22 protein-coding genes are annotated in these 26,219 nt (G+C 61.4%); 14 read left to right on the forward strand and 8 right to left on the reverse strand.

Annotated features, from left to right (window positions below; genetic code table 11):
* The first annotated feature begins 208 nt into the window (after positions 1-208).
* Positions 209-2,515, forward strand: a complete 2,307-nt coding sequence (locus tag KP701_RS08310) for a TonB-dependent receptor (protein ID WP_215746765.1) — start codon at positions 209-211, stop codon at positions 2,513-2,515.
* Between the two features lie 72 nt (positions 2,516-2,587).
* Here the strand turns inward: KP701_RS08310 and ppk2 are convergent, their stop codons facing one another.
* The 3 genes from ppk2 to pstS form a co-directional block, all read right to left on the reverse strand.
* Complete coding sequence (gene ppk2, locus KP701_RS08315; protein WP_215746766.1) at positions 2,588-3,505, reverse strand: polyphosphate kinase 2; 918 nt, start codon at positions 3,503-3,505, stop codon at positions 2,588-2,590.
* 102 nt (positions 3,506-3,607) lie between these two features.
* Positions 3,608-5,062, reverse strand: a complete 1,455-nt coding sequence (locus KP701_RS08320; RefSeq protein WP_215746767.1) for a carbohydrate porin — start codon at positions 5,060-5,062, stop codon at positions 3,608-3,610.
* 104 nt (positions 5,063-5,166) lie between these two features.
* Positions 5,167-6,156, reverse strand: coding sequence for a phosphate ABC transporter substrate-binding protein PstS (gene pstS / locus KP701_RS08325; RefSeq protein WP_215746768.1), 990 nt, complete (start codon positions 6,154-6,156; stop codon positions 5,167-5,169).
* A gap of 284 nt (positions 6,157-6,440) precedes the next feature.
* On the opposite strand from pstS, the gene KP701_RS08330 reads away from it, so the two are divergent.
* The 9 genes from KP701_RS08330 to KP701_RS08365 all read left to right on the forward strand — a co-directional run bounded on the left by KP701_RS08330 (position 6,441) and on the right by KP701_RS08365 (position 13,986).
* Complete coding sequence (locus tag KP701_RS08330; protein ID WP_215746769.1) at positions 6,441-8,762, forward strand: TonB-dependent siderophore receptor; 2,322 nt, start codon at positions 6,441-6,443, stop codon at positions 8,760-8,762.
* Between the two features lie 75 nt (positions 8,763-8,837).
* Complete coding sequence (locus tag KP701_RS08335) at positions 8,838-9,563, forward strand: tetratricopeptide repeat protein (RefSeq protein ID WP_215746770.1); 726 nt, start codon at positions 8,838-8,840, stop codon at positions 9,561-9,563.
* A gap of 104 nt (positions 9,564-9,667) precedes the next feature.
* Positions 9,668-10,273 carry an O-methyltransferase gene (locus KP701_RS08340; RefSeq protein WP_215746771.1) on the forward strand — a complete coding sequence of 202 codons (606 nt, stop codon included), beginning with the start codon at positions 9,668-9,670 and terminating at the stop codon, positions 10,271-10,273.
* Between the two features lie 58 nt (positions 10,274-10,331).
* Positions 10,332-10,907 (forward strand): hypothetical protein, encoded by a 576-nt coding sequence (locus KP701_RS08345; RefSeq protein WP_215746772.1) that lies wholly within the window; start codon positions 10,332-10,334, stop codon positions 10,905-10,907.
* Positions 10,908-11,067: 160 nt separating this feature from the next.
* Positions 11,068-11,793, forward strand: coding sequence for a tonB-system energizer ExbB (exbB, locus tag KP701_RS08350; RefSeq protein ID WP_211560364.1), 726 nt, complete (start codon positions 11,068-11,070; stop codon positions 11,791-11,793).
* A 6-nt stretch (positions 11,794-11,799) separates the two neighbouring features.
* Positions 11,800-12,249, forward strand: a complete 450-nt coding sequence (gene exbD / locus KP701_RS08355) for a TonB system transport protein ExbD (RefSeq protein ID WP_011252109.1) — start codon at positions 11,800-11,802, stop codon at positions 12,247-12,249.
* On the forward strand, positions 12,249-13,082 hold the full coding sequence (locus tag KP701_RS08360) for an energy transducer TonB (protein WP_215746773.1): 834 nt from the start codon (positions 12,249-12,251) through the stop codon (positions 13,080-13,082). The genes exbD and KP701_RS08360 overlap by 1 nt, the downstream gene beginning before the upstream one ends.
* A 38-nt stretch (positions 13,083-13,120) precedes the next feature.
* Positions 13,121-13,291 (forward strand): hypothetical protein, encoded by a 171-nt coding sequence (locus KP701_RS16260; protein ID WP_252345495.1) that lies wholly within the window; start codon positions 13,121-13,123, stop codon positions 13,289-13,291.
* Positions 13,255-13,986, forward strand: a complete 732-nt coding sequence (locus tag KP701_RS08365; RefSeq protein WP_371818926.1) for an NmrA family NAD(P)-binding protein — start codon at positions 13,255-13,257, stop codon at positions 13,984-13,986. Before KP701_RS16260 ends, KP701_RS08365 begins: the two co-directional genes overlap by 37 nt.
* On the opposite strand, the gene KP701_RS08370 is transcribed toward KP701_RS08365, so the two are convergent.
* Positions 13,962-14,891: a Dyp-type peroxidase gene (locus tag KP701_RS08370; RefSeq protein ID WP_215746774.1), complete on the reverse strand. Its 930-nt coding sequence runs from the start codon at positions 14,889-14,891 to the stop codon at positions 13,962-13,964. The genes KP701_RS08365 and KP701_RS08370 overlap by 25 nt on opposite strands.
* A 152-nt stretch (positions 14,892-15,043) precedes the next feature.
* Here KP701_RS08370 and KP701_RS08375 point away from each other — a divergent pair, with 152 nt between their 5' ends.
* Positions 15,044-15,394: a zinc ribbon domain-containing protein YjdM gene (locus tag KP701_RS08375; protein ID WP_011252105.1), complete on the forward strand. Its 351-nt coding sequence runs from the start codon at positions 15,044-15,046 to the stop codon at positions 15,392-15,394.
* Here the strand turns inward: KP701_RS08375 and KP701_RS08380 are convergent.
* Positions 15,381-17,069 carry a SulP family inorganic anion transporter gene (locus tag KP701_RS08380; protein ID WP_215746775.1) on the reverse strand — a complete coding sequence of 563 codons (1,689 nt, stop codon included), beginning with the start codon at positions 17,067-17,069 and terminating at the stop codon, positions 15,381-15,383. The genes KP701_RS08375 and KP701_RS08380 overlap by 14 nt on opposite strands.
* Positions 17,070-17,203: 134 nt before the next feature.
* Between KP701_RS08380 and KP701_RS08385 the strand changes: the two genes are divergently transcribed.
* Positions 17,204-17,935 carry an SDR family NAD(P)-dependent oxidoreductase gene (locus tag KP701_RS08385; RefSeq protein ID WP_215746776.1) on the forward strand — a complete coding sequence of 244 codons (732 nt, stop codon included), beginning with the start codon at positions 17,204-17,206 and terminating at the stop codon, positions 17,933-17,935.
* Between the two features lie 42 nt (positions 17,936-17,977).
* Here the strand turns inward: KP701_RS08385 and KP701_RS08390 are convergent, their stop codons facing one another.
* The 3 genes from KP701_RS08390 to KP701_RS08400 all read right to left on the reverse strand — a co-directional run bounded on the left by KP701_RS08390 (position 17,978) and on the right by KP701_RS08400 (position 22,859).
* Positions 17,978-20,467, reverse strand: coding sequence for a TonB-dependent receptor (locus tag KP701_RS08390; protein WP_215746777.1), 2,490 nt, complete (start codon positions 20,465-20,467; stop codon positions 17,978-17,980).
* 176 nt (positions 20,468-20,643) lie between these two features.
* A complete protein-coding gene (locus KP701_RS08395; RefSeq protein ID WP_252345496.1) occupies positions 20,644-21,906 on the reverse strand; it encodes an MFS transporter in 1,263 nt (420 codons plus the stop codon).
* The gene (locus KP701_RS08400) at positions 21,903-22,859 is read right to left on the reverse strand and encodes a LysR family transcriptional regulator (protein ID WP_215746778.1); all 957 of its coding nucleotides are present in this window, start codon (positions 22,857-22,859) and stop codon (positions 21,903-21,905) included. Before KP701_RS08400 ends, KP701_RS08395 begins: the two co-directional genes overlap by 4 nt.
* A gap of 116 nt (positions 22,860-22,975) precedes the next feature.
* Here KP701_RS08400 and ggt point away from each other — a divergent pair, with 116 nt between their 5' ends.
* Both ggt and KP701_RS08410 read left to right on the forward strand, forming a co-directional pair.
* Positions 22,976-24,769 carry a gamma-glutamyltransferase gene (gene ggt, locus KP701_RS08405; RefSeq protein WP_252345497.1) on the forward strand — a complete coding sequence of 598 codons (1,794 nt, stop codon included), beginning with the start codon at positions 22,976-22,978 and terminating at the stop codon, positions 24,767-24,769.
* A 45-nt stretch (positions 24,770-24,814) separates the two neighbouring features.
* Positions 24,815-26,125 (forward strand): lipase family protein, encoded by a 1,311-nt coding sequence (locus KP701_RS08410; protein ID WP_215746779.1) that lies wholly within the window; start codon positions 24,815-24,817, stop codon positions 26,123-26,125.
* The last annotated feature ends 94 nt before the right edge of the window (positions 26,126-26,219 follow it).

Genomic DNA, 26,219 nt, shown 5'->3' on the forward strand with positions numbered 1-26,219 from the left:
CGGAAGAACTGCCGGAAGAAATTGCATTTCTCTGCTGTCTTTCGTTCCGGAATAGAAACCTATGTTCATTGCAGATCGACTGGAGCGTCTTCCGTTCTCCGGATTTCACGACCGGCTCCTGTTTCTCGGGGACGCGTACTGAGTTTTCCATGCTTTCCGCATGACTGCCACATCTTCTGAAACCGGAGTTGTCCCGGGGAGACCTGAAATGTTCCGAATTAACAATATTCTCCTGTGTACGAGTGCGCTGGTTCTGACGCTGCCGGCTGTCGCGGCAACGACGTCGGGCAAGACTGTGCATGGAACGAAAGGTCACCCTGCTGCCAGGCCGTCGATGGTGCGGGTGAAGCACGTCGCGCCGTCTTCGGATCCGGAATCGATCCAGGTGTACCGCAGGAAAAATGCGTTCGGGCAGCTGGCGATGCAGCATCAGGGCATGTCGGTCACGCATATCGATTCAACCGAACTGGCGCGGCATCAGGTGACGGATGTGAAGGGGCTGATGAACCTTGCGCCCAATCTGACGGTGCAGCCGCAGGGTTCGAGTTCGGCGGTGAACTTCACGCTGCGCGGTGTGGGCATGAACGATTTTACGGCGAACAATACGCCGTCGGTCATGACCTATGTGGACGGTGTGGCGCTGCCGATCGGTTATATGGCGGGTGCGGCAATGTTCGACATGGCCGGGGTTGATGTGAGTACCGGCCCATCGGGCTTTACGCATGGTCAGACGGTGACAGCCGGTGAGATCAATATCAAGACGGCCGATCCGACGAAGGCATTCCATTATGGCGCATCGGAAGACATTGCGACCTATGACCGGAGCATTACGAACCTGTATGTGTCGGGGCCGCTGTCGTCGAACGTGCAGTACCGTATTGCGGGTTTTACGCAGCAGGGCGGGGGATTTCAGAAGAACATCAATACCGGGCAGTCGCTGGGGAATGCCAACAAGGGCGGCTTGCGGGCCAAGCTGGCCTGGCAGCCGGATGACAGGACGAATATCGTTTTCAGCGGCAACTGGATGCAGGATAATTCCCAGGCGATGGGCGCCTATAACATTCAGGATCTGGCGCGCAATACGCCGACCTATCAGAATAACCGCAACACGGGCTGGGGCTTTACGCCGGATTTCCTGAAGATCACGGGCAATTCCGCAGGGACGAAGCCATCCTACAACAACACGTTCTGGGGGGCGGGCGTCAATTTCACGCGCAATCTCGGTTTTGCCGATCTGAGCACCATCAGCGCGTTCCAGCAGATGTATGTGCATAATCTGATGGATCTGGATGGCACGCGCTATGCGATTTATGACGATGACGTCAATACGGATGCGAACCTGTTCTCGCAGGAAGTGAGGCTGGCGTCGCGCAATCCGCATGACCGGCTGCAATGGAATGTGGGCATGTATTATGACCGCACACAGATGCATTCGGTCATTTTCAACGATTACACCGGGTCGGGGTCGCGGCCCTATATCCAGCGGACGAGCTACAATCAGGATCAGCAGGCGTTCAGCCAGTACGGCCATCTGCGCCTGACGGTCACGAAGCGGCTGCATCTTCTGGCGGGGATCACGCATGAATCCGATGACCGCGATCTCTATAACATGCAGACAATGCGCTATAATACGGCTGTCTATCCCACACCGTTCGACAACCATTACGGGCGTCGTGGGGCGCTGACGAACCAGTTTTCGGGGATGGGCGGGATCGAGTATCAGGCGTTTGATAACCTGATGTTCTATGGCTCCATTCGCAAGGGCTTCAAGCCGGGCGGCTTTACGGCGAACAATACGGTTGTGGCCTCGCAGCTCAATCCGACCAAACCGGAATCCCTCCTGGCCTATGAGGTCGGTTTCAAGTCTGATTACTGGAACCACAAAATCCGCCTCAATGGCGATGCGTTCTGGTACGACTACCATGGCCAGCAGGTGGCCGGTCTGGCGGTCGTGCCGAATTATGGTGTGGTCGGACAGTACGTGAATATTCCCAAAAGCCGGATCTGGGGTGTGGAAATGGAGATCGACGCCAATCCCATTCCGGGGCTGCTGCTGCATCAGCATTTCGGGTACGAACGCGGAAACTATGAAGATTACAGCGCGATCGATACCACGGCCGTGGCGGCGACCTATATCAGGACCGGAAAGCTGATGGCGCTGTATCGCAGCTATGCCGGGGTTGATATGGGGATTCCGAAGCTCACGCTGGAAGGCTCGGCATCCTATAAGGCGAAGCTTGGGGCACAGTGGTCGCTCACGCCGTATCTCGACTACAGCTATCGCGGCTCGCAGGTCGATGTTCCGGGGAACAACCTGTATCGGATGCCGGCGTATTTCCTGATGGACGTCGGCCTGACCTTCGCGCCGAAAAGTGGAAAATGGTCTCTCGGGACCTATGTCAACAACATCCTGGACCGCCGCTATGACGTGACGCGCCAGACGGGGCTGAACGGCATTTTCGGCATTCCGGGAACGCCGCGCATGGTGGGCGGCCGACTGCGGGTGGATTTCTGAACCTGTGCGCTTCGCCAGATGCGATGTGTCTCCTCTTCCCGTCCAGCCGAACGGAGAGAGGATGAGCGGTTTTCAGTAGCGTTCGGGTACGAGCATCGTTTCGGGCGTGGGTTCGCGCTCGTAATCCGGATGGAACACGCGCTCGGGCAGGACGACTTCGGGGCGGCTGACGGGTTCGTAGGGCACGAGGGACAGCAGATGTGCGATGCAGTTCAGGCGCGCACGTTTCTTGTCGACTGCCGGGACGACCCACCACGGGGCTTCAGGGATGCTGGAGCGTTCCAGCATGACTTCCTTGGCCAGGGTATAGTTTTCCCAGCGGCGGCGGCTTTCAAGGTCCATCGGGCTGAGCTTCCACTGCTTCAGCGGGTCCTGGATGCGGGCGCGGAAGCGTGATTCCTGTTCTTCGTCGGTGATCGAGAACCAGAACTTGATGACCCGGATGCCGCTGCGGACCAGCATGCGTTCGAATTCCGGAACGGAGCGGAAGAACTCTTCGTATTCCTCCTCCGTGCAGAAACCCATGACGCGCTCGACGCCGGCGCGGTTGTACCAGCTTCGGTCGAACAGGACGATTTCACCCGCGGCCGGAAGATGGGCCACGTAGCGCTGGAAATACCACTGCGTGCGCTCGCGGTCATTCGGGGCGGGCAGGGCGGCGACGCGGCAGATGCGCGGGTTCAGGCGCTGGGTGATGCGCTTGATGGCGCCTCCTTTGCCGGCAGCGTCACGGCCCTCGAACACGACGACAATGCGCTCGCCCGTGGCCTTGACCCAGTCCTGAAGCCTGATGAGCTCGCCCTGAAGGCGGATCAGCTCGCGGAAATAGGTGCGACGGAAGGCACGCTCCGCAGGATCGAGGCCTTTCCCTTCGTTTTCTTCCAGGGAGAGTTCGAATTCCTCATCCAGGTCATCGATGATTTCGTAGCGCATGCGCTCCCGGGCCTGTTCGTCTGGCGAAAGGCCCACGAAATCGTTGTCCTGCGTCATGGATTGGTTCCTTTGTCATCGGCATCACGGGCCGTGAACGGAACCTTACCGGGCGCAGTGGGACTGAAGTTTGAAAGTTAATTGAAATCACAATGCAGGTTTTCAGAACGTGGTGGTCATGTTCAGTCCCAGAACGGCGCCGCGGGATGCGGAAACCGCCCCTTTTTCCGGCTCCTGTCCGCCAAGGTTCCAGAAATACTGGAAGTCCGGCTGAAGGGTGATGTAGTCGCGCACAGGGAGCTGCCATGTCAGTTCGATATGATGTTCCGGAACCAGAAGCCTGCCCGAACTGTCCGACAGGCGGATGACGTCCCGCGCGTTTTCCTTTGCGCGATGACTGTAAAACCCGGTGCCCCAGCCGATCCCGATCACGTCATTGGGACGGGACGGTACGAAGCCCTGAAAGGTCAGACCGGCCTCCACTTCCGTCGTGAAGCGGTTGCGTGTCCCGCTGGCGAGGGTGGCGCGGACGAAGGTGTTGATGGCTTTGACGGGCTCGCTCACCGTACGCCACAGGGCCTGATCCAGCACGACATATCCCAGCCAGGTTCCGGAATGATACAGCGGTTTCCCCGTGCTGTCGGGACTGCCGAGCAGGCCGCTATGGCTGTCGTAGCGCGGGTCCGGGAAGCGCCCGGTATCGTACAGGCCACCGATTTTCCATGTTCCGGGAAGGGCTGGCGCGTCCTTTCCCGAAAGGCTTTGTGCGGCATCCACCCAGAGCTGTGCCTCCCCCATGAACAGTGTGCCGCCACTGGTGGAAAAGGTTGTGCCCGACGGATCGATACGGGTCGGGCTGATGTCGCTGTAGAACGGTCCTTTGGTCGGGTTGTCGTCGGTGATGGCCAGCATGAGCACGAGCGGATAGGCGGGCGACCATTTAATCCGTGTGCCGACGGCGGAAAACGGCCATGACGGGCCGCCCGAATAGAGATTGCTGGATGTCGAGAGCGGCCAGCCGAAACTGGCATTCAGGAACAGGGACGCGTTCTGGCTGACGAGGAATTCGGTATCCAGATCGATCGTGCCGACGCGGATATCCAGCCGGTTTCCGAAAAATCCCTGCCCGTACCAGAGTTCGAACAGGCGCGTCGTGCGGCCCGCATCATAACCACTGACCGGGTTCAGGGAGCCAAGGCGTTCTCCTGCAAGCGAACGTCCGCGCACCTGAATGGCGCTGATATTGAGCAGCCCGTCATGCCAGCCGAAAGCCCGCCGCGTCTCCAGCAGGAGTGTTGCGGCCGTCATGCCGTCATAGGTCGGGCCGGGATGCTGTCCGCCCGAGGTCAGGCCCCAGATTTCCTCGACATCCTGAAGATTGAACCGGATCCCCTTGCGGGCCAGCCAGGACCGCGCCCCACCCGCGTCGCCCAGAAGCTCGGTGCCGGTGTCTTCAGGGGGCAGGACAAAACCGGGGGCGGGGGAGGGCAGAGGCACACCGGAGGGCAGAACGTCTGTCACCAGCGGCGCTGTGGCCGCGTGTCCGGTTCCGATCAGTAAACCCAGAACAATACACAGACCGGCCAGATGCCAACGATCCGGAACGCGGTCTGACAAGAGGGGTCCCCTTTCCCCAAGGTGCTGGAATGTCCCGACCATTCACAGCAAGGGGAGGGAGATGGGAAGTGAAGTTATTATGACGTCCGCTCAGGATCAGGCGTTCACGGCCAACTGGACAGGACCCTGTCTTTTACGGGTCCGGGCAACGGCACGTAATCCAGATCCCGTGCGATATCATCGCCCTGTTTCAGTCCATACCGGAACAATGTTTTCACTGCCGCAGTCGCTGTCCTGTCCGCCGGATGGGCGGGAACCAGAACGAAAGTCGCGCTCATGATCGGCCAGGCCTGCGGGGCCGGGGCATCCAGAAAATGTACGGCGTAATGGTCCGCATGGAGCCAGTCCGCGCTGCTGGCCGCGCCTGTGAAAGCCGCTTTGCCGGGGGCGACAAACTGCCCGGCATGGTTTTTCAGCCGTACGGTATTCAGCCGGTCCCGACGCGCGAAGGCGTATTCCACAAAGCCGATCCCGCCGATGGACTGCCGCACGCTGGCCGCCACCCCGTCATTGCCCCGCGCTTCCGAGCCATCACCCCACATCCCGGCTTTCCAGTCGGGGGCGACGGCATGAAGATAGTCGCTGAAGACCTGACTGGTGCCCGAGGCTTCCTCGCGATGGATCGGCAGCACATCCAGATCCGGCAGGCGCAGGCCGGGATTGAGCGCACGGATGCGCGGATCGGCCCATGACGTGATCCTGCCGTCAAACAGGGCGGCAAGTGTTGGTCCGTCCAGCTTCATCTGATTGGACGCGACGCCAGGAACATTGATGACCACCACGATCGCGCCGATCGCCGTCGGGAACTGGTAAAGCCCCCGTTTATCCAGAACGTCCCCCGAAAGCGGGAGGTCCGATGCACCGAAATCCACCTTTCCCGCCATGACGAGCTTTTGTCCCTCGCCCGAACCGACGCTGCGGTATGTCAGGGAAAGGCCGGTCTGACGGTGGAGTTCAGCGCCCCAGGCACGGTAAAGGGGCGCGGCGAAGCTCGAGCCGCTCCCTGTGAGAGCGGCTGCATGCGCCGTCCCGAAGGCCATGATAACAAGAGCGCCCGCAAGGACGCGCGCGATAAACCCCACACGATCAAACATGCTGACCACGCTCCGTTCTGATGCTCCGGCTGCCCTGTCAGTATCACTGCGGGGAACGTCGTGACCATGCCTGTCATCAAGGTTTAAGCGGCCACCTGTGGCCTCGAAGCAACAGTGTCATTATTACACAATATTGCTAATGAGAATCATTTGCATTAACATCTGGGATGCGGGAAACAGACCCCAGTCAGAACGTCGCGGCGGTTTTGCCTGACGCGTGGTCCCCTCCGGATCAGGCGGAAACCGTCCGAAGATCTGTGAAGTTTCCAGAGTTCAGGTGCCGCATGCCTTCAGAAAACGATTTTTCGATCCCGTCGCCATCGGGCGCATCTTTCAGGTCATCCCGCGACGGTTCGGGCCAGAAATGGTCAGCCCTCGTCATGCTGGCGCTCGGCGCAGGACTGGGTGTCGCAGAAGCCGGGGATGCCGAGGCACAGGACGGAACGGATACTGGCACGACCGCGACCGACAGCACGATCAACCTGTCCGCCGTGCGCGTTCACGGGCAGGTGGACGCTGACAGCAGCAATACGAACAACACGTCCCTCGATATCGGGCGCATGCCGGGCACGGTCCGTGACACGCCGCAGACCATCAGCGTCGTGCCGAAAGAGCTGATCATCCAGCAGCGCCTGTTCACGCTGGATCAGGCGCTCGCCAATGTTCCGGGCATCACCATGTCCACGGGCGAGGGCAATGGCGGCCTCAATGGCGACCAGTTCCGCATCCGCGGCCAGCAGGCGCGTGGCGACATCTATGAGGATGGCCTGCGGGACTTCGGAACCTATGTGCGGGATACGTTCAATACCGAGAGCGTCGAAGTCATCAAGGGGCCGAGCGGCGAGTATTTCGGCGCGGGTAATGTGGGTGGCGTGATCAACCAGACGCTCAAGAAGGCGCATCTGGGTAACCATTACGATCTGGACCAGACCTTCGCCAGCGGCATGCAGTATCGCGGCACGGCGGATGTGAACTACCAGCTTGGCAAGCATACCGCCCTGCGCGTGAACGGCATGTACAACAAGCAGGACGTGGCTGACCGCGATAATATCCGCACGGACCGTTACGGTGTCGCAGCCGATCTTGGTTTCGGTCTGGGGACGAAAACGACCTATCACCTGAATTACCAGTGGCTCGGCAGCCGTGGCACGCCGGATTACGGTGTTCCGATGATCCAGATCGGCGGCATTTATTCCCCGATCACGAGCCATGGTCTGAACCGCGATACGAGCTATGCGCGCAGCTTCAACATGGACAATTCGAACATCCACATGGTGACGTCGAAGTTCTCGTCGGAAATCGCGCGCTGGCTGACGTTCAACAATGATACGCGTTTTACGCACTACCATCGTGACTATTCCGCAACGACCCCCAATGCCTGCACCGGGACCTGTGTCACGTCGTTCCTGTCAGGCGGCAACCCGACGCTGCCTTACGGTGCTGGCGGTGGTGTGGCCTATCAGCAGGATGGATGGGGCATCCAGAACGTCATGATGGCGCGGGCGAAGTTCAACACGGGTTTCCTGCGTCACGACGTCAGTGCAGGTGTGGACATCAACTACACCAAGGACGACCGGATCATGGGCACGTATGTGAACCGTGTGAACGACCAGACGATCCGCAACCCGTCCTATTCCTCGCCGGGCACCTATATCACCTGGCCCTCCAGCGGGCACCGGACGGCGGATTTCCGCGATCTGGGTCTCTTCCTGGCAGACAAGATTCACATCACGAAGCGTCTGTCCCTGTTCGGAACGTTCCGCTGGGACAGCTTCGAGAGCACATACTGGAGTGCGGCGGCCGCTTCCTCGGGCACGCAGTCCCAGTCGTCCAGCAAGTTCAGCCCGTCCGCGAGCCTGATGTATGATCTGGACGACAACAAGACCGTCTATTTCACGTTCTCCCGCTCCTACAAGCCGGTCGGAACGGATGTGTCGTCTGAAATCACCAATCAGGCGAGCGTTGGAGACGTCCCGGTCAACGGAAAGAACCTCAAGCCTCAGCGCAGCGACCTGTTCGAAGTCGGCACCAAGATGGACTTCCTCAACAAGCATCTGGGCATGACGGCGGCGCTGTATCAGATCGAGCAGAACAACTCGTACACCTATGACGAGAGCGGCAATATCATCACCGGCTTCCAGGATGCGGGAACCGGGCGTGAGATCCGCGGTGCGGAACTGAGCCTGACGGGCAAGATCACGAAGGAATGGGAAATCTATGCCGCGTATTCCTACATGGGCGGCAAGGTAACGAATTCCACCACGACGGACGGCAAGCAGGCCCCGCAGCTCCCGCACAACAACTTCTCGGTCTGGACGTCCTATGATCTGTCGCCGGTGCTGCTCAAGCCGGGTCAGGGCAAGCTGAGTGTCGGTGGTGGCGCGCAGTACAGCTCCGGCTACTGGGCGAACGAGGCGAACACGGCCCGCATGCCGTACAACTTCTCGCTGAACACCATGATTTCCTACCAGTACGGCCGGTATCATGTGCAGTTCAACGCCAACAACCTGTCCGATCACCTGAACTATGCCTCGGCCTTCAGTACGGGCCGTGCCGTGCCACAGTCCGGCCGGACCTTCATGGGCAATTTCGGCATCGGTTTCTGATCCGGACCATTCCCCTGTCCTGTAAAACCCCCGGTCTTTCACCCTGCGTGAAAGACCGGACCAGAAAGGAACGCGATGTCATCAGTGTCAGGAGCGCATCAGGATAACGGGACCGCCCGGCCTGCGCCTTTGCCTGTTCCGCAGCAGGTGAAGGCACAGCTGATTCTGGCGCAGACCCATCTGGATGCAGGGCGTCGGGAAGACGCCTTTTCCTGTTTCGGGGTCGCCGCACGCAGTGGACATCCCGTGGCGCTGAACATGCTCGGCCGTGCCTATGAGCGCGGCTGGGGCGTGAAGCGCAATCCGGCCATGGCGGCGCGATGCTTTGAAACCGCGACCGAGGGCGGAGACGGCTGGGCCATGTTCAATCTGGCCGATCTGTTCCTGGCCGGGGACGGGGTGCCGAAGAATACGCAGCGGGCTTACCGGCTCTATGTGGATGCCGCCCGGACCGGAAACGCCAAGGCCCTGAACATGCTGGGGATCATGCACGAGGACGGTTCCGCCCCCCCGGGGGAGCCTGATCCGGACACGGCCCATCAGTTCTATCAGGCCGCGGCCGAGGGCGGAGACTGCTGGGCCTGGCTCAATCTGGCGCGTCTTGCGCTGGAGCGGGGCGCCTGGTCCGAGGCGGCACAGGGGCTTGAAAAGGCGCTGGATTGCGCGATCGTCGGCGTGCCCGACGCCGTGCTGGCCCTGATCCGCCCCCATGCCCGGGAGCGGGTGTTCCAGGCCCTCATGACCCGCTGTCTGGCGCTGCTGGAGGCCCAGGCGGCGAGAGGGGGCTCCCATGCCGCCTGAACTGAAACATCGCATTACAGACCGTGCGCTTTTCATACAGAATGGTGAGGTGACAGCGCTTGAAACCATGACAGGATATTGGTCTCAGGGAAGGATCGCGTTGCATGGATGATCGTGTCGCACAGGTTCTGGAGCTTTATCACGAGCGGCTTCAGGCCGAGCGTGAAGAGCGCAATGCCGGGATCCATCGTCCCAATTCCGAACGGTTTCTGGCTGTGGGTCGCCGGACCGGACAACTCATCAGCATTCTCGCGCGGGTGCTGGAAAAGCCAACCATTCTCGAACTGGGAACGTCCTACGGCTATTCCACAATCTGGCTGGCGGAGGCGGCGCGGACTTCGGGCGGACGGCTCGTGACGATGGAGCTGGAGCCGCAGAAGATCGCCTTTGCCCGCGACATGGCCGAGCGGGCCGGGCTGGCGGATTACGTCGATTTCCGCCACGGCGATGCGCTGGACCTGATCGGCCGGATGGACGACGGCATCGACTTCGTCCTGATGGATCTGTGGAAGGACCTCTATGTGCCCTGCCTCGAGGCCGTCCTGCCGAAGCTTGCTCCGGGCGCCATCATCGTTGCGGACAATATGCGCATTCCCGGCGGTGAAGACGCGCGGAAGTACCAGCAAGCCGTCCGCGCGATCCCGGACATGCTGAGCGTGCCGCTGTCCGTGGGGACAGGGCTTGAAGTCAGCCGGTATCTCCCCGCTTAAATCCCTGTTTTTCTCACCTCAACCTGCGTCCGGCGCTGTGCCGGCACAAGAAAGCAACATGTTCAAGACATTCATGAACCGATACGGAACCCCACTGACGACCGGGTTCTTCGTTGTCTCCGGCGTAACGGGCGTGGCGCTGTTCTTCCACTGGGGGCCAACGGCGTTTCATCCCGTCCATGAGTGGCTGAGCATGGTGCTTCTCGCCCCCTTCATCCTTCATCTGGTGAAGAACTGGACGTCGCTGGTCAACTACGCGCGACGCAAGACGCTGTATGTGCCGCTGATCATCGCGTTTGCGGCCTGTATCCCGTTCTTCTTCCAGGCGCCCAGCGGACATGCGGGCAACCGGCAGACGGCATTCATGGCGCTTCCTGTTCTGGAACACGCGCCGCTCACGCTGCTGGCGCCGCTGGTTCATATGGATGCGGACGCTCTCATGCACCGGCTTCAGGCGCAGGGCTATACGGTCAGTTCGGCGGATCAGACGCTTGACGATATTGCAAAGGCGTCCGGACATCCCGTCAATGATACGGTGGTCGCAGCCCTTCAGCGCCCGCATGAGCATGGTGGTCCGGGAGACGGATCGGGCCATGGAGGCCATCACCAGCACCCTGAACAGCATCAGGACTGAGATACAAAAGCCCCGGGCAGACCGGGGCTTTTTCATATCGGCCTGAAATCCGGGCCCCGGACACGAAACGACATGCAGGAGGGTGCGAATCATCCTTGATAGTGAGAATGACTCTCATTATCGTCGTTTCAGTATTTCCGCCGTTCCTACAGGTGCCGTGATGTCCCTTAGCTTTTCCCCCTGGCAGATGTTTCTCGACGCCGGCCCGGTCGTGCGGGGCGTCATGACAATCCTTGCGATGGCTTCGCTCGTGACCTGGACGATCTTCATTGCCAAATCCATCGAACTCCAGCGCCTTCGCTCTCGTCTGAAGAAGTCCGAAATCACGCTCGAAGATGCCGAGACGCTGGATATCGGCGAGGAATGGACGCGCACGGGATCGGGCTCCGGCATCGCCCATGCCATGGTCATGGCTGCCGAAGTCGAGCGTCAGCGCTCGCAGGACATTCCGGGCGACCGCGAGGGCATCAAGGAACGCATCGTCCTGCATCTTGAGAGGCTGGAAGCCGCCGAAGGCCGCCGTCTGATGCGGGGGACGGGCGTTCTGGCGACCATCGGCGCGACGTCTCCGTTTGTCGGCCTGTTCGGCACGGTCTGGGGCATCATGTCGTCCTTCACGGGTATTGCGGCCGCCCATGCCACCAGCCTTGCGGTTGTGGCACCGGGCATTGCCGAAGCGCTCCTTGCCACGGCACTCGGCCTCGTCGCCGCCATTCCTGCCGTGGTGATCTACAACCATCTCGCCCGTCAGACGGCCGCCTGCCGCGCCTGTGTCGCGGATCTGACGTCGCTCGTGATGCGCCTCGTTTCGCGGGATCTGGCGCGTGGGATCAATGGTGGCAAGGTGCTCCGCTTCGGCCGCGATACGCTGGCTGCGGCAGAGTAAGTTTCCATGGCCATCCGGATCCGTCACGCGGACGAAACCGTGCTCGAAGCGCACGAAATCAACGTCACGCCGTTCATCGACGTCATGCTGGTGCTGCTCGTGATCTTCATGGTCACGGCCCCGCTGACGACCGTCAATGTCCCCGTCGATCTTCCGTCTTCCACGCAGCAGACGGCGCCCCGGCCGGACGAGCCCGTTTTCCTGACCGTCAAGGCGGATCACAATCTGGCCCTCGGCGAAAACGACGTGCCTGCCGCGCAGTTGACGGAAGCGCTCGCGGCCGCGACCAAGGGCAACCGCGACGAACGCATCTTCCTGCGCGCCGACAAGACCGTGGATTATGGCACGCTCATGGACGTCATGGATCATCTGCGAAGTGCAGGCTATCTCAAGGTGGCGCTCGTGACGCTTCAGGGCCAGACGACACAAGGCCAGACGACGGGAACAACGCCCTGATGTCGGACGGGCTGATCTCCGCGCAAGCGACGCTGCCAAGGTTTCGGGAGTGGTATGCCGCAACCTGTCGTGTGGAAGATCGCCGGAGTGCACGGCTCTGGGGCGGGTCAGCCCTTGGTGTGGTCGCACTTACGGGGGTGGTCCTGTTCTGGGCAGTGATGTCCGCGCATCCCCAGCCCATTCCGGCGGCGGAACCGCCTCCGGCTGCGATCAGCATCGATCTTGCGCCTGTCCCCGCGCCGGTTCCGGCCCCGCAGCAGGATGTCGATCCCGGTCCGCAGCAGGCGGTCGCGGCCGCAGAGCCGCAGCCGGAAGATCCGCCCAAGGTTGAAGCCCCGCCAAGCCCCGCTCCCAACCCGCCGGTCCCGGTACCAAAGGTGGAGAAGGTCAGGCCGCATAAGCCGAGTGTGCACAAGCCGCTGCCGCCCGTTCCGGTAAAAGCACCTCCTGCGGAAAAGACCACGGCCCCGCGGAGTGTGGAAGCGCCGCCCACGACCAGCCCGAGCGCCGCTTCGGCCACCACGTCCAGCCATGCGTCGCATGATCCCGTCACCTGGCAGGGCGAGCTTCTGGCGCGTCTGGAACGGTTCAAGCGCTATCCGCAGGAAGCCCAGTCCACGCATCAGGAAGGGACGTCCCTCCTGCATTTCGTCATGGACCGCAAAGGCCATGTCCTGAGCGCCAGCCTCAAACGCAGCGCGGGGCATGACCTGCTGGATGCGGAGACGCTGGCGCTGATCCACCGGGCCGAACCACTGCCTATTCCGCCCGATAGCGTGCAGGGCGATCCGCTGTCCCTGACGGTTCCCATCGAGTTCTATCTGGAACACTGATCCGCTTTTCCCCTAGACATCGCGCAGGGAGAAAAGACATGGATATCGTTCTTGGGGCTTCAGGGCATGTGGGTGGCACGGTCGCCAGACGCCTGCTGGAGCAGGGGCGGGCGGTTACGGTCGTTCTGCATCGTCCGGACAGGCTGCTGAATGGTCGGCCCGCGGGGCCAGCGTGGCCGTGCTTGATGTCCATGACACGCCTGCTCTGACAACGGCTTTTTCCGAAGCCCGGCGCGCATTTCTGCTGAACCCGCCCGCCAGACCGTCGCTGGATGTGGATCGGGAAGAACGCCGCACGGTCCAGTCCATTCTTGAGGCCGTTCGGGGAGCATCCCTGGAAAAGATTGTCGTGCAGTCGACCTATGGTGCGCAGGACAACCCGCATTGCGGGGACCTCGGGAGCCTGTACGCCTTCGAGCAGGGGGCACGGGAAACGGGAGTGCCGCTCTGTATCGTGCGGGCGGCATATTTCATGAGCAACTGGTACGGCACCCTGTCCACTGCGCGGCAGTCAGGAGTATTTTCCAGCCTGCTTCCAAAGGATTTCAAAGCCCCGATGGTCGCGCCGCAGGATGTGGGCGAACTGGCGGCCCGTCTTCTGGTTTCATCCGTAGAAGAGACGGGCATTTACAGTATCGAAGGTCCCGAGACCTATACGCCAGAAGACGTTGCCACAGCTCTCAATGCCGTGCTGGAGCGGGATGTCGCCGTGGACGAAATCTCGCGTCCCGAATGGCCGGAGTTCTATCGCAGTCACGGCTTCTGCTCCGAAGCCGCGCAGTCTTACGCCACCATGACGGGGATTTTCGTGGACGGGCGCTATGAGCATCCGCGCACGCCTTTGCGGGGTGCGACGGACCTTCAGACCTGCCTGCGCAATCAGGCGTCGACGTTATCCAGATAATCGGCTGACGGGACAAAGAACAGCGAGCCCGTGACGGGGCGGCTGTAATCCAGCAGGCGATCGTAATTTCCTTCCGGCTTGCCGATGAACATGTTGTGCAGCATTTCCTCGGTTACGGACGGGGAGCGTGCATAGCCGATGAAATAGGTCCCGAATTCGCCCTTGCCGGCTTCGCCGAACGGCATGTTGTCCCGCAGGATATCGACCTGTTTGCCGTTGCGCGTCACGACATTCAGCGCGTTATGGGCGTAAGCGGGCTTGGTCGCGTCATCGAGTTCAACATTGGAAAGTTTTTTGCGGCCGATGATCTTTTCCTGCATCTCGATCGGCAGGGTGTTCCAGGCCGCGAGATCATGGAAGTATTTCTGGGTAATGACGTAGCTGCCGCCTTTGAAAGCCGCGTCTTCGTCACCGATGATGGCAGCCTCGCACGCTGCGGCATTTTCGGGGTTTTCCGTGCCGTCCACGAAGCCGATCAGATCCCGGTCATCGAAATATTTGAAGCCGTGAACTTCATCGACGACCGTGCACACGCTGCGCAGGCGGTCCATGACCAGCTTAGCCATCTCGAAACACATGTCCATGCGCGTGGCGCGGATGTGAAAGAGCATGTCGCCCGGTGTGGAGATGGCGTGATGAACGCCTTTGATTTCCTGAAACGGATGCAGTTCCTTAGGACGCGGGCCGGGAAAGAGGCGGTCCCAGGCGGCAGAGCCAAAGCCCAGAACGCAGGATAACTGCCCGTTCAGGTCCCGGAAACCCACCGTACGACGCAGGCCCGAGAGGTCCGCGCACAGGCTGCGGACGGTCTTTTCCGCATCCGTGCCGGGATTGATGTTCAGAACCAGGAAAATCGCAGCCCGGGTCAGGGGAGCGGCAACGGGCTGGGGCGTGGTGTCGGACATCGGAACAGTCTTTCCATCAGCGTGGCAATATATGTCTGCCCCGTTGATAGCGCGCTCCATGTCGAACGAACAGATTATGAAAACGGGTGAACTCCGTTTTGAAATACTGCGTGCGTGCAGTAGTGTCCGGCCACAAACGGAAAAAGGTCATCATGGACAGTAATCTGAAATGCCCGGTCTGCGGGTGCGAACACGTTTATCCGGATGGTGCGCTGTGGATGTGCCCGGAATGCGCGCATGAGTGGAACCCGGCCGAGACGGCAGCGGAAAGCGGCGAGGCTTCCGCCGAAATCCGCGATGCCAATGGCAACGTCCTTGCCGACGGTGATAGCGTGACGGTCATCAAGGATCTGAAGATCAAGGGCTCGTCCATGGTCGTCAAGGGCGGCACCAAGGTGAAGAACATCCGTCTTTCGGACGGTGGCGACGGGCATGACATCGCCTGCAAGATCCCCGGGATCGGCGCGATGAACCTGAAGTCCGAGTTCGTCAGGAAGGCCTGACGGACGGTGGGGGCGCAGCCGTGTCCCCAAGGATCCGGTGGGCGGCTTTCAGCGCCGTATGCAGTTCGGCGTAGATATTGCCGTCCCCAAGCGCCGGGGTGATGTGGTGCCGGTCCATATCGGCCCTCAGGTAAACGCTCACCCGCCCGAAAATCAGCGCGATGCCCCGCTGATGTAGTTGCGCAATCAGGTCCCGCAGGTCGGCGGCAGCGGAATAATCGATGTCGGTGACGGGGCTTGCATCCAGCACGACACAGCGGACGGGATGGGGCGCATGCTCCACCAGATCCAGAAGATCCTGCCGAAAGCGCGTCGAATTGGCGTAGAACAGATCGGCGCAGAAGCGGAAGACGATCAGCCCGGGAGCGCTTTCCAGCCCGTCCTTTGCGGGCAGCGCTTCCAGAACACCGGCGGTCGGGGACTGTTGCAGCACCATCGTATGAGGCTCGTAACTGTGCCGGACATGGCGGAACAGTGAGAGCGCGATGGCAAGGAAAATGCCTTCCTCGACGCCGATCCCCACAACGACGGCGGCTGTCGTAACGGCCAGCCAGAACTCACCGGGGCTTTCCTGCCGGATCGCGCGCAGGCTCTTCAGGTCGATCATGCCGACCGCCACGGTAAAGACGATCCCCGCCAGAACGCAGCGCGGCAGCGCCTCCAGCGGGCGCGTCAGGAACAGCAGCACCATGAGCGTCACGCAGGCAAACGTGACCTGTGCCACCTGCGTGCGGGCACCGGACCGCACGGCCATGGCCGTCTGCGTCGGGCTGCCATTGACGGTGAAGGTTCCGCTCAGTCCCGCCGCGACATTGGCGGCAGAAAGCCCCAGAAGATCGCGGTTTTCATCGACAGTTTCATGAAACCGCTCTCCGAAAACCCGGGATGTCGCCGCACTCTGCGCGATAATGACGAACACGCAGGAGGCCGCGACGGGCAGGAGGGCCAGAAGCTCGTTCCAGGAAATGTCCGGCAGGCCAAAATGCGGCAACCCACCTGCGACATGCCCCAGTGTCGGAACCCCGTGATGGGAGAGGTTCAGCCCCATGCTCAGCGCGATGCTTCCGATCACGACGCAGAGCCCGGCTGGAAGATGCGGCGCAAGGCGCTGCCCGGTCATGAGGATGCCGACCGTCACCGCCGAGAGACCTGCGACCATGAGGCTCCCATGCGGGATCTGACGAAGGGTCTCGTACGCCTGTACCAGCGGATTATGCGCGCTGACCGACACGCCCAGCATGTCGTGCAGCATCGCGATGCACACCTGCACGCCCACCCCGGCCAGAAATCCCGTCAGCACGGTGCGGGACAGGAAATCCGCCAGAAACCCCAGCCGGAAGACCCGGGCCACCAGCAGAAGTGCTGCGCAGAGCAGCGCCGTCATGCTGACGAGCGCGATGTAATGCGCACTTTCGGGGCGCGCCATCTTGCCGACCGCGCTTGAGAAAATGGCCGCCGTCGCGGAATCGGCAGCTACGACCAGATGCCGGGACGAACCGAACGCGGCAAAGGCCACAAGTGGCAGCAGGACCGTATAAAGACCCGTTACCGCGGGCATGGCCGCAATGCGCGTATAGCCCAGAACCTGCGGAATATTCACCGAGGCGAGGGACAGACCTGCGATAATATCCGTCCAGCCGCGACGGGGTCCGGTGGGGTTCTGCTGTTCCGACATGATGTGTGTTCTAGGCCTTTGATCGGCGGATGTCTTCACAATGTCCAACAGGTGGTTGGGTCCGGCACGGAAATGCCTCATGATCTGGTCGCTCAAACGGATCTTTCGTCCGTACAGTCAGAAGGAACAGGATCATGACCCAGAGAGTAGCGCTCATTACCGGTGGTTCACGCGGTATCGGTGCGGCGATCGCGCTGAAGCTGGCGCAGGATGGCTTCGATATCGCCATCACTTATGCCCGCAATGAAAAAGCCGCGCAGAAAGTCGTTTCAGAAGTTGAGGCGCTGGGCCGCAAGGCTGTTGCGGTGCAGGCGGATGGTGGCAGCACGGACGGCAATATCGCGGCCATCACGAAGACGCATGAAGCGTTCGGGCGTCTGGACGCGCTGGTCTGCAACGCGGGCATCTATCCTTACGGCCCGATTGCCCAAATGACCGTCACTCAGATCGAGGAGGTTCTGAACCTCAACCTGCGCGCCGCCATGGTCGAGACGGTTGAAGCGCTGAAATACATGAAGACGGGTGGCCGCCTGATCTATATCGGCTCTGCCTTTGGCGAGCGTGCGCCGTTCCCGGGTATTTCGCTCTATTCGGCGACGAAGGCCGGTCTGATCGGCTTCACGAAAGGTGTGGCGCGGGATCTCGGACCGCAAGGCATTACGGCGAATGTCGTCGAGCCCGGTCCGATTGCAACGGACCTCAACCCCGAAGACGGCGCGGCCGCTGCCGTCATCCGCAAGTTCACGGCCACGGAATCCTACGGCAAGGTCAACGACATTGCCCGCACCGTGTCGTTCCTCGCCAGCCCGGATGCGTCCTACATCACGGGTGCGTCCATCCTGGTGGATGGCGGTCTCGTCGCCTGAGACCGAAAACGGCTCCCTCACATCGAGGGAGCCGTCGTTTCTTCAGAAGCTGGTGGAGAGCGAGCCCATCATCGAGAAGGGCGGCTGGATGTAATAGGACGGGGCGGAATCCGCCGAGATCTTGTTGCCGTAGACACCCGTTGTGGCCCGGGCGTTCTCTGCGAAGTAATAGACGCCGCCCAGCTTGTACTGGCCGGTCAGGTTGGTGAAGTTCAGCTTGAAGACCGGTGACTGCGCGATGAAGAATTTCGGCAGGTGATACCCCAACGACAGTGAGTCCGAGAAATAGGATGGCATCGTCTGGTCGTTCATGAACGTCGAATACTGCTTGTCCGTGTAGCGGATGCTGGCATTCAGGAAGAACGGGCCTTCCGTGTAAGTCAGGCCAATGCTGCCCATGAACTTCGGCGTCATGATCGGCGTCTTGCCGCGCGTCTTCAGATAGTCGATCGAGCCGTTATCGGCGGCAATCGGCAGGTTGTTGTCCATCGTGGCGTGCAGGTATTCGAACGACAGATACGGCCGGAAGCGGTGGAACAGCGGTTTGGTGGACAGCATCAGATCCACGCCGCGGATCGTCTCGCCACCCGTATTGAGCGTCTGACTGACAGGTACGTCGTTGCTATAGGTGTTGAGCGACAGCAGGCGGTTGGTGACGTTGAAGTTGTAGACGCTGACATCCGCGAGGAAGACGTCACCCGTATAGCGGTATCCCAGCTCTTCCTTGATCGAATACTGCGGCTTCGCATTGGCCCCTGAGGTCGTCATGGCACCCGTGCTTGTGCTGTAGCGGGTGATCAGATTGACGGGTGAGGGCGCGCGGAAATCGCCTTCCGCGTTGATGTAGATCTGATGATGCGGCGCGAAGTCCCAGGACCAGGACATGCGGGGCATCGGGGAGACGAAGGTGTGGTTCGAACGGCTTGCCGTGCTGGCCAGGAAGTCCTGACCACGCAGGGTTTCGGAAACGACCTTGATGCCCCCGGTCAGCGACATCTTGTGGTTCAGGAAGAACTGCGTGTCTTCCATGAAGCCGGAATTGAGGCTGTAGGACCCCAGATAGTTGGTCGAATAATAGATGTTGCCGCTGGTGGTGCGGTAATAGGCGGCCGTATCCGTGTCCGAAGGCTGGGCGCCCGTGACCTGGTTCATGCGCGACAGTGGCGTTTTGAGGGAATAGGAATTCTCCTCATGCCAGTAGCCGATCTGGCCGTCATTGTTCTCGCCATGCCAGTGCAGGCTGGCGACAACGCCGCCCTGCTGGTTGAGGGACATGGCATTGGTCGAGACAGCCGCGCGCGTGGCCGTGCTGATCTTGCCATCACCGTTCAGATCAACCTTCTGGAGTGCCGTTCCCGCATAGGTATGGCCTTCCTGCAGACGCGAGGCGCTGTTCAGCGTGATGGCTGCGCGCTGGTAGTAGGGCGTGATGGTGACGCTGAAAAGATGGTTCAGCGCGAAGTGCATCGGCAGGGACGCGTAGAACTGGTCCTTGTCCGAGCCATGCGTGCCGTAATAGCTGCTGGGGGATGTCGCGCTGAAGGTGGCGGTGTAGCTGATGGGCGTCGTGACCGGCAGGCCGTTCTTGTCCGCATAGAAGTTCGCCATCGTGGGATAGCGGTTCTGGTAATAGAACGAGTGGTTGTAGCCCACGAACAGATCGATGGCGCTGCGTTCACCGATCTTCTTCGTCATCCGGAAGTCCATGTGCTTGCGCTCGCTGGTGCCCGAGCCGCGCCAGGCGTCCGAATGCATGTTCGAGAATGAGGCATAGCTTGTGATGCCGGAATGGCCGATCTCGCCGCTGTCCAACCGGATGAACTCGCGCGACGTGTTGAAGGAGCCGTAGCTGCCGGAGATGAAACCGCCGAATTTCTGTGAGGGCGCACGGGTGGTGATGCTCAGCGCACCAGCCGCGGCGGAGGTCAGCGGATCTTCGACCGAGATCGAGCCCGGCGTCATGGATTCAGAGGCAATATTGTTGCTGTCGATGTAGTTCTGGATGAAGTTCGACGCAGACGTTGAGGAGCCGTTGGCGATCGGCATGCCGTTGAGCAGGAAGCCGATGTCGTTGTCATACAGGCCGCGGCTGCTGATGGAGCCGCCTTCGTTTCCGGAAGGATCTGGCGTCGAAATATTGACGCTGGGCAGGTTCTTGATCAGGTCGAGCGGCGAACTGGTCGGGCTCTGCATCTCGATATAGGCCTGCGTGACGGACTGGATGGAGCGAGCTGCCGTCTCCGCCCGCATCATGCCGCCACCCGGAGCCTGGCTGCGCTGACCCAGAACGCTGATCGATTCCTGCCCTCCCTTCGCTTCCGTCGAAGTGGGCGCGGCGTGATGTGCCGCCTTGCGGGCGTGTCTGGTCTTCGTGGGGTCTTCGGCCCAGGCGGTATTGCCTGCAAGAACGGTTGCGCTGCTGAGGATCGTGGCAGCCGCCAGAAATTTTTTCCCTCTTCCCATCAGAAAGGAGAGCGCGGGCAGTCGGCAGGGACGCACGGGGTCTGACGGGGCGGGGATTCTGGAAGACATGTCTGGCGGGATCCTGAAAAAACTAACGCTACGATACCGTTATGAATCTGGGGCTGAAGATAAAGGAGACGATCATAAGAACATTCCCAAGGAAAAATTGGTAGTTTCATAGTCTGTCATGAAGGAGGAGTTTCCATTCCGGTCTGGAAATATGGGTTCCCCGGAACGTTCCTGGTTCAGAGCAGGCGTCTGGCCCCGAAAATCGCGCTCGCCGAGATCAGGGCGGTCAGGCCCAGATAGAATGCTGGGGCCTGTTCCGTACCGCTCCAGGACATCAGGGCAGCGTTCGTCAGCGGCGCGAGGCCGCCGAACAGGACGACGCCGAAGGAATAGCCGATCGTCAGGCCACGTCCGCGCAGGCGATCCGGGAACAGAAGGCCGATGAAGCCATCAAGAGCCGCGAAATAGAGCAGTCCGCTGACGTTGAACAGAAGCGGCATGACCAGGATGCTCTCCGGCCATATCGAGACCAGCCGGAACATCGGCCAGGGCAGGCAGAACAGAAGGGCGCAGGACAGGAGCATCGGCGTGATGCTGCGGGTTCTGTCGAAATAATCCGCCAGCTTCCAGCGCAGGGGCGTGAACACAAGCTGCCCCCCATAGGTCAGCAGCGCGGACGCATAGGCCAGCCGGGCCGCGACATGGAAATGCAGCCGGGCATAATGGGGCATGTAGATGCCCAGATAGGTGATGCCGCTTCCCAGCGCGACGGAGCCCATGACGGCCAGCGTGCGGAGCAGATTCTCCCGTTTGAGGAACGGGGACGGGACCGTGACCTTCGCAACGGGGGGCGAAGGGCGTGTCCGGACCAGTCTGAAGCGCAGGACCAGCGCCAGCAGCCCCGCCAGGGCGCCCAGACCGGCTGCGATCCGGAACCCATAGCTGTCGAATCCCTGCGCGGGCAGCAGCAGAGTCAGGCTCAGTGTGACGATCGCGGCGGCAAGGGAGGCGACGATCTGCCCGATGGCCTGCCAGCTTGCAGCCCGCGCCTCATGTCCCGGCGCCTGTTCGATCAGGAAGGACGTGGCACTTCCAAACTCTCCCCCTAGCGAAAACCCGTGCAGCAGGCGCGCCGTGACGATCAGGAGCGGAGCAGCCATGCCGATGCTCTGATAACCGGGCGTGAAAGTAATCAGCAGGCTGCCGGTCGCCATGAGCGCAATGCACAGGATCATGGTGAAGGTCCGGCCCCTGCGGTCCGTACAGATCCCGAGCACGACGGCGCCGACGGGGCGTGCGAGCAGGGTGAAGCCGAAGGTCGCAAGGGTCAGCGCGATCTGGGAGAAGGCCAGCCCGGCAGGAAAGAAGGTCTGCCCGATGGCGCTTGAGAACGATGCGTAAATAACGAAATCGTAATATTCTATGATGTTGCCGAGAATGGAAGCAATGACAGGCAGCGTCATCCTGAAACGCGTGGAAGGCCTGCCATCCGCGTTCATGATGCTCCGGCTCCACCAGAGCCCGCTCCGCCCTGTCCTGATCCACTCGGGCGGTCCCCGAGATTGCGCATGATGAACCGGATGAAGGAATGGAGCGTCGGCGCGCTGTAGCGTTCCTTGTGATAGAGCAGATAGATCGGCCGTGAGGGCAGCGTGTAATCGGGCAGGAGCGCCTGAAGGGTCCCCGCTTTCAGATCGTCCTGCACCAGATCGGTCGGCAGCATTGCGATGCCCAGGCCGCCCAGAGCCGCGCGTCGCATGGCCTGCGTGCTGTTGAACAGCCCCCGCCTGCGCATTTCGACCGTCACGCGGCCCTTGGGACTTTCAAAATGCCACTCATGCCGGGCCCAGTGCCAGGGCGATGACGATGTGTAGGCAAAGGCCAGTGCATCATGCGTCGCAAGCTGCTGCGGCACCAGAAGCTCTTCCCGACGGTCGAGATAGTCCGGGGACGCGCACAGCGTCATGCGGTAATCCGTCAGCCGGCGGCACATGAGCGAGGACGGTTCAGGCACGCCAAGGCGGATGGCGATGTCGAACTTCTCATGCGTCAGGTCCACACTGCGTTCCGTCAGGACCAGATCGACATCCACGGACGGATTTTCGGCCAGATACCGCGCCAGACAGGGCGTGACGCTCTGGGTGCCGTAAGTGACCGGTGCCGTGACGCGCAGGGTGCCGGAAGGCAGGGTCTGCGCGGCCTGTGCCAGATGTTCGGTTTCATCCAGCAGCTTGAGAATGGACTGGCATTTCTCGAAATAGACGGCCCCGAACGCTGTCAGGCTCTGGCGCCGCGTGGTGCGGCGCAGCAGGCTCGTGCCCAGTCGTTCTTCCAGAAGGCGCACGTAATTGCCCACCATCGTGGGGGAAATGCCGCAGCGTTCTCCGGCAGCGGTCATGCTGCCGGTCTCGACGACCGCCATGAAGGTGGTCATGGCCTGAAAAACGTTCATTGCAAACCGCTGGTTGATAATGTTTCCATCATAGCAGCATTTATCGGGGCGATTGAAGGCCGTAACGATCCTGTTACGATGTTTTCCGTTCCGACCATGAAAGTATGTGCTGCATCATGCATTCCAGAGCATTTCCTGCATCCCGTCCACTGGCCCGCAACCGTCTTTTCAGCCGGCGCCGGGCCAGCCTGTGCGGAGTGTTCGGCATGATGGGGCTGATGCAGACTCTGGCACTGGGCGGATGTGCGCAGACGGATCACCCGGCTGTCAGCACGGTTCCGGTTGCCCAGCCCAGCACGGCCACGACATCCATGGCCGCCACCGCCAATCCGCTGGCCTCGCAGGCCGCGATGGATGTGATCCGCCGCGGCGGCAGCGCCGTTGATGCGGCGATTGCGGCGCAGATGGTGCTGGCCGTTGTCGAACCGCAGGCCTCGGGTCTGGGGGGCGGCTCCACGATCCTGTACTGGGACAAAAGCGCCGGAAAACTCTCGTTTTACGATGGACTGGCGGCCGCGCCTGCCATCGTGCCGCAGGACTATGCGCATGATGCGGACGGGCACGCCATCCCTCACGCCCTGCTGGAGCGCAGCGGGCGTGTTGTGGCCGTTCCGGGCACGCTGCGGACGCTGGAACTTCTGCACAAACGTTACGGCAAGCTCCCCTGGGCAGATCTGTTTCAGGCCGCCATTGCTACGGCCCGTAATGGCTATGCGATGCCCGGCTATTTGCATCTTGTCCTGACGGAACGCCCGGAACTGGCGCAGAAAGCCAGCTTCAAGTCCTATTTCGATGCGGACGGTCATCCGTTGCCCAAAGGCACGATCCTGCACAATCCGGCACTGGCCGAGACGCTGACGCAGGTGGCGACCAAGGGCGCGGACTACTTCTACGGCCCCGTTTTCGCCCGCAAGATTTCCGCTGCCGTGGCGACTGGGCCGTATCCGGGGCACATCACGCCGAAGGATCTCGCCTCCTACAAGGTCCGCGAACGCGCGCCGCTCTGTGTCGAGGCGTTTGGCCGCCGCATCTGCTCCGCCGCCCCGCCGGTCGCAGGGGGGCTGTCCGTGCTTCAGCAGCTTGCGATCCTTGATCGTCTGAAAATCGGCCAGTATCGACCCGGCAGTATCGAGGCTGCGCATCTTCTGCTGGAAGCCTCGCGTCTGGCAGAGGCCGACCGTCGCAAATATGCCGCCGATCCCGACTATACGCCCGTTGCGACAGATGAACTGCTGAGCCCGGCCTATCTGGACGCGCGTGCGACTCTGGTTTCCAAAGGGGAAGCGGCAGGTCAGGTCCGTCCGGGCGTGCTGAAGAGCCGTCTGGTCAGTCTTCCGGTTTCTGACGCGATGACGGTGCCCGCCACGACGCATCTGGCCATCCGCGATGCTGCCGGAGACGCTCTTTCCTTCACCACGACCATCAACCTTAACTTCGGGGCGGATATCGTCGTGGACGGCGTCGTCCTCAACAACGCGATCACCAATTTCGCGACGCATCCTGTCGTGGACGGACTGCAGGTCGCCAATATCGCGGCTCCCGGCAAGCGGCCGATTACGACGATGGCGCCGACCATCGTATTTGGCGCGGACGGGCAGCCTGAAGTGATCGTGGGCGCTGGTGGTGGCGCGCGGATCATTGATTCCGTGGTGCAGACACTGGTCGGCCATCTCGCCTGGGGACAGAACATCCGCACGGCCATTGAACAGCCGCGTATCGGCGCGCAGAACCGCGCGGAAGAGCTGGAACACGGCACATCGGCCGCCGAACTGAAATCCGCGCTTGAGAGCATGGGCCATCACCCGCATGCTGCCGTCATGAACGCGGCCGTGCAGGCCATCACCATTGGTCCGGACGGGCTCACAGGCTGGGGCGATCCGCATCGCGACGGCGTTGCCCTGGGCCAGTAAGTCTTTGACCTTCAACGCCATCCTTCCCATCCGCTGGAGAGCCTCATGAAGTTTTCTGCCCGTCTTTTCCTGTGTGCCAGCGCACTGGGAACGCTCGCCGCCTGTGCCACGCCGCAGCCCGCACCAAAACAGCAGGTCGCCGTGGCCGAGCCGGACCGTCCGCATGGAGACGGTGGCGTCAGCGTTTTCTACCAGCCGCCTGCGCAGCTTCCCGCAGGACCGGGCGTCATGATCCGGACCGAGGACATTCAGGGCAAGCACCTGCCCGATAACGCCGGACAGGCCGTCCGCACGCTTTATACGTCTATCAGCGGTGTCGGCGAGCCCGCTCCCGTGGCGGTGTCGGGGCAGATCATCTTCCCCAAAGGCACACCGCCCAAGGGGGGTTGGCCGATCGTGGCATGGGAGCATGGCACGACCGGCATCGCCGATATCTGCGCGCCGTCATGGCGGGGCTATTTCTCGCGGGACCGGGCGTATCTGGATCGCTGGCTGGCCGCAGGCTTTGCTGTGGTCGCCAGTGACTATCAGGGCCTCGGCACACCGGGGCCGCATCCGTATCTGATGTATCGTCCCGAAGGCTACAGCGTGCTGAACGGCCTGCGGGCCTCCCTTCAGCAGTACAAGGGCACGCTGCGCAACCAGATCGTTCTGGTTGGTCAGTCGCAGGGCGGTGGTGCGGCACTTGGAACCGGCTGGCTCGCCCCGCAATATGCGCCGGATCTGCATGTTCTGGGTACGGTGGCGACGGGCGTCGTGATTGCGTTCCATGTCCCGGCAAAAACGGCTCACCCGCAGCTTGTGCGTGACAACCCGGAATCCCCGCACATGTCGGCGTCCTACGGCATCCTGACGGTTGAGGGCTCCATGACCAGCCTGCACCCGGAAGCGGACGTGCGGCAGTTCATGACGGAGAAGGGAAAAGAGCTCTCCCATCAGGCCCGTCAGTCTTGCCTCGGTGATCTGTTCAAATACACCAACGCCCATGACATGACGGAAGAGAACGTCTTCACCGGCGATCGTTCACCGCTGGAACAGGGTTTCGATACCGCCTTCACCATCCCGGACGCGCATCTGAAGATGCCGGTCTTCGTGGGAACGGGGCTTGCGGATGACGAGGCCGGTGTCGCCCAGCAGTATAACGCGGTCGCCGCGATGTGCGATGCCGGAACGTCTGTGACCTGGAAGCAGTATCCGGGGCTGACCCATAACGGCGCGGTCAATGTCTCGGCCGATGATTCCGTGCCCTTTGCCCTTAGTCTGCTCAAAGGTGTGAAGCCGCGCGGGAACTGCCGGACCATCAAGCCAATTTCAAAGCTGGAGAAGCCGCTTCCGGGTATTCACTGGAACAACTGAATCCGGCAACAGCCGACATGAAAAAACCCGGGAAAGGCGAGGCCTCTCCCGGGTTTTCTGTTCTGTTCCGCGGCATTCCGGGAAGGAACGTCGC

The sequence above is a fragment of the Gluconobacter sp. P1C6_b genome (assembly GCF_018811945.1).
GTDB lineage: Bacteria > Pseudomonadota > Alphaproteobacteria > Acetobacterales > Acetobacteraceae > Gluconobacter.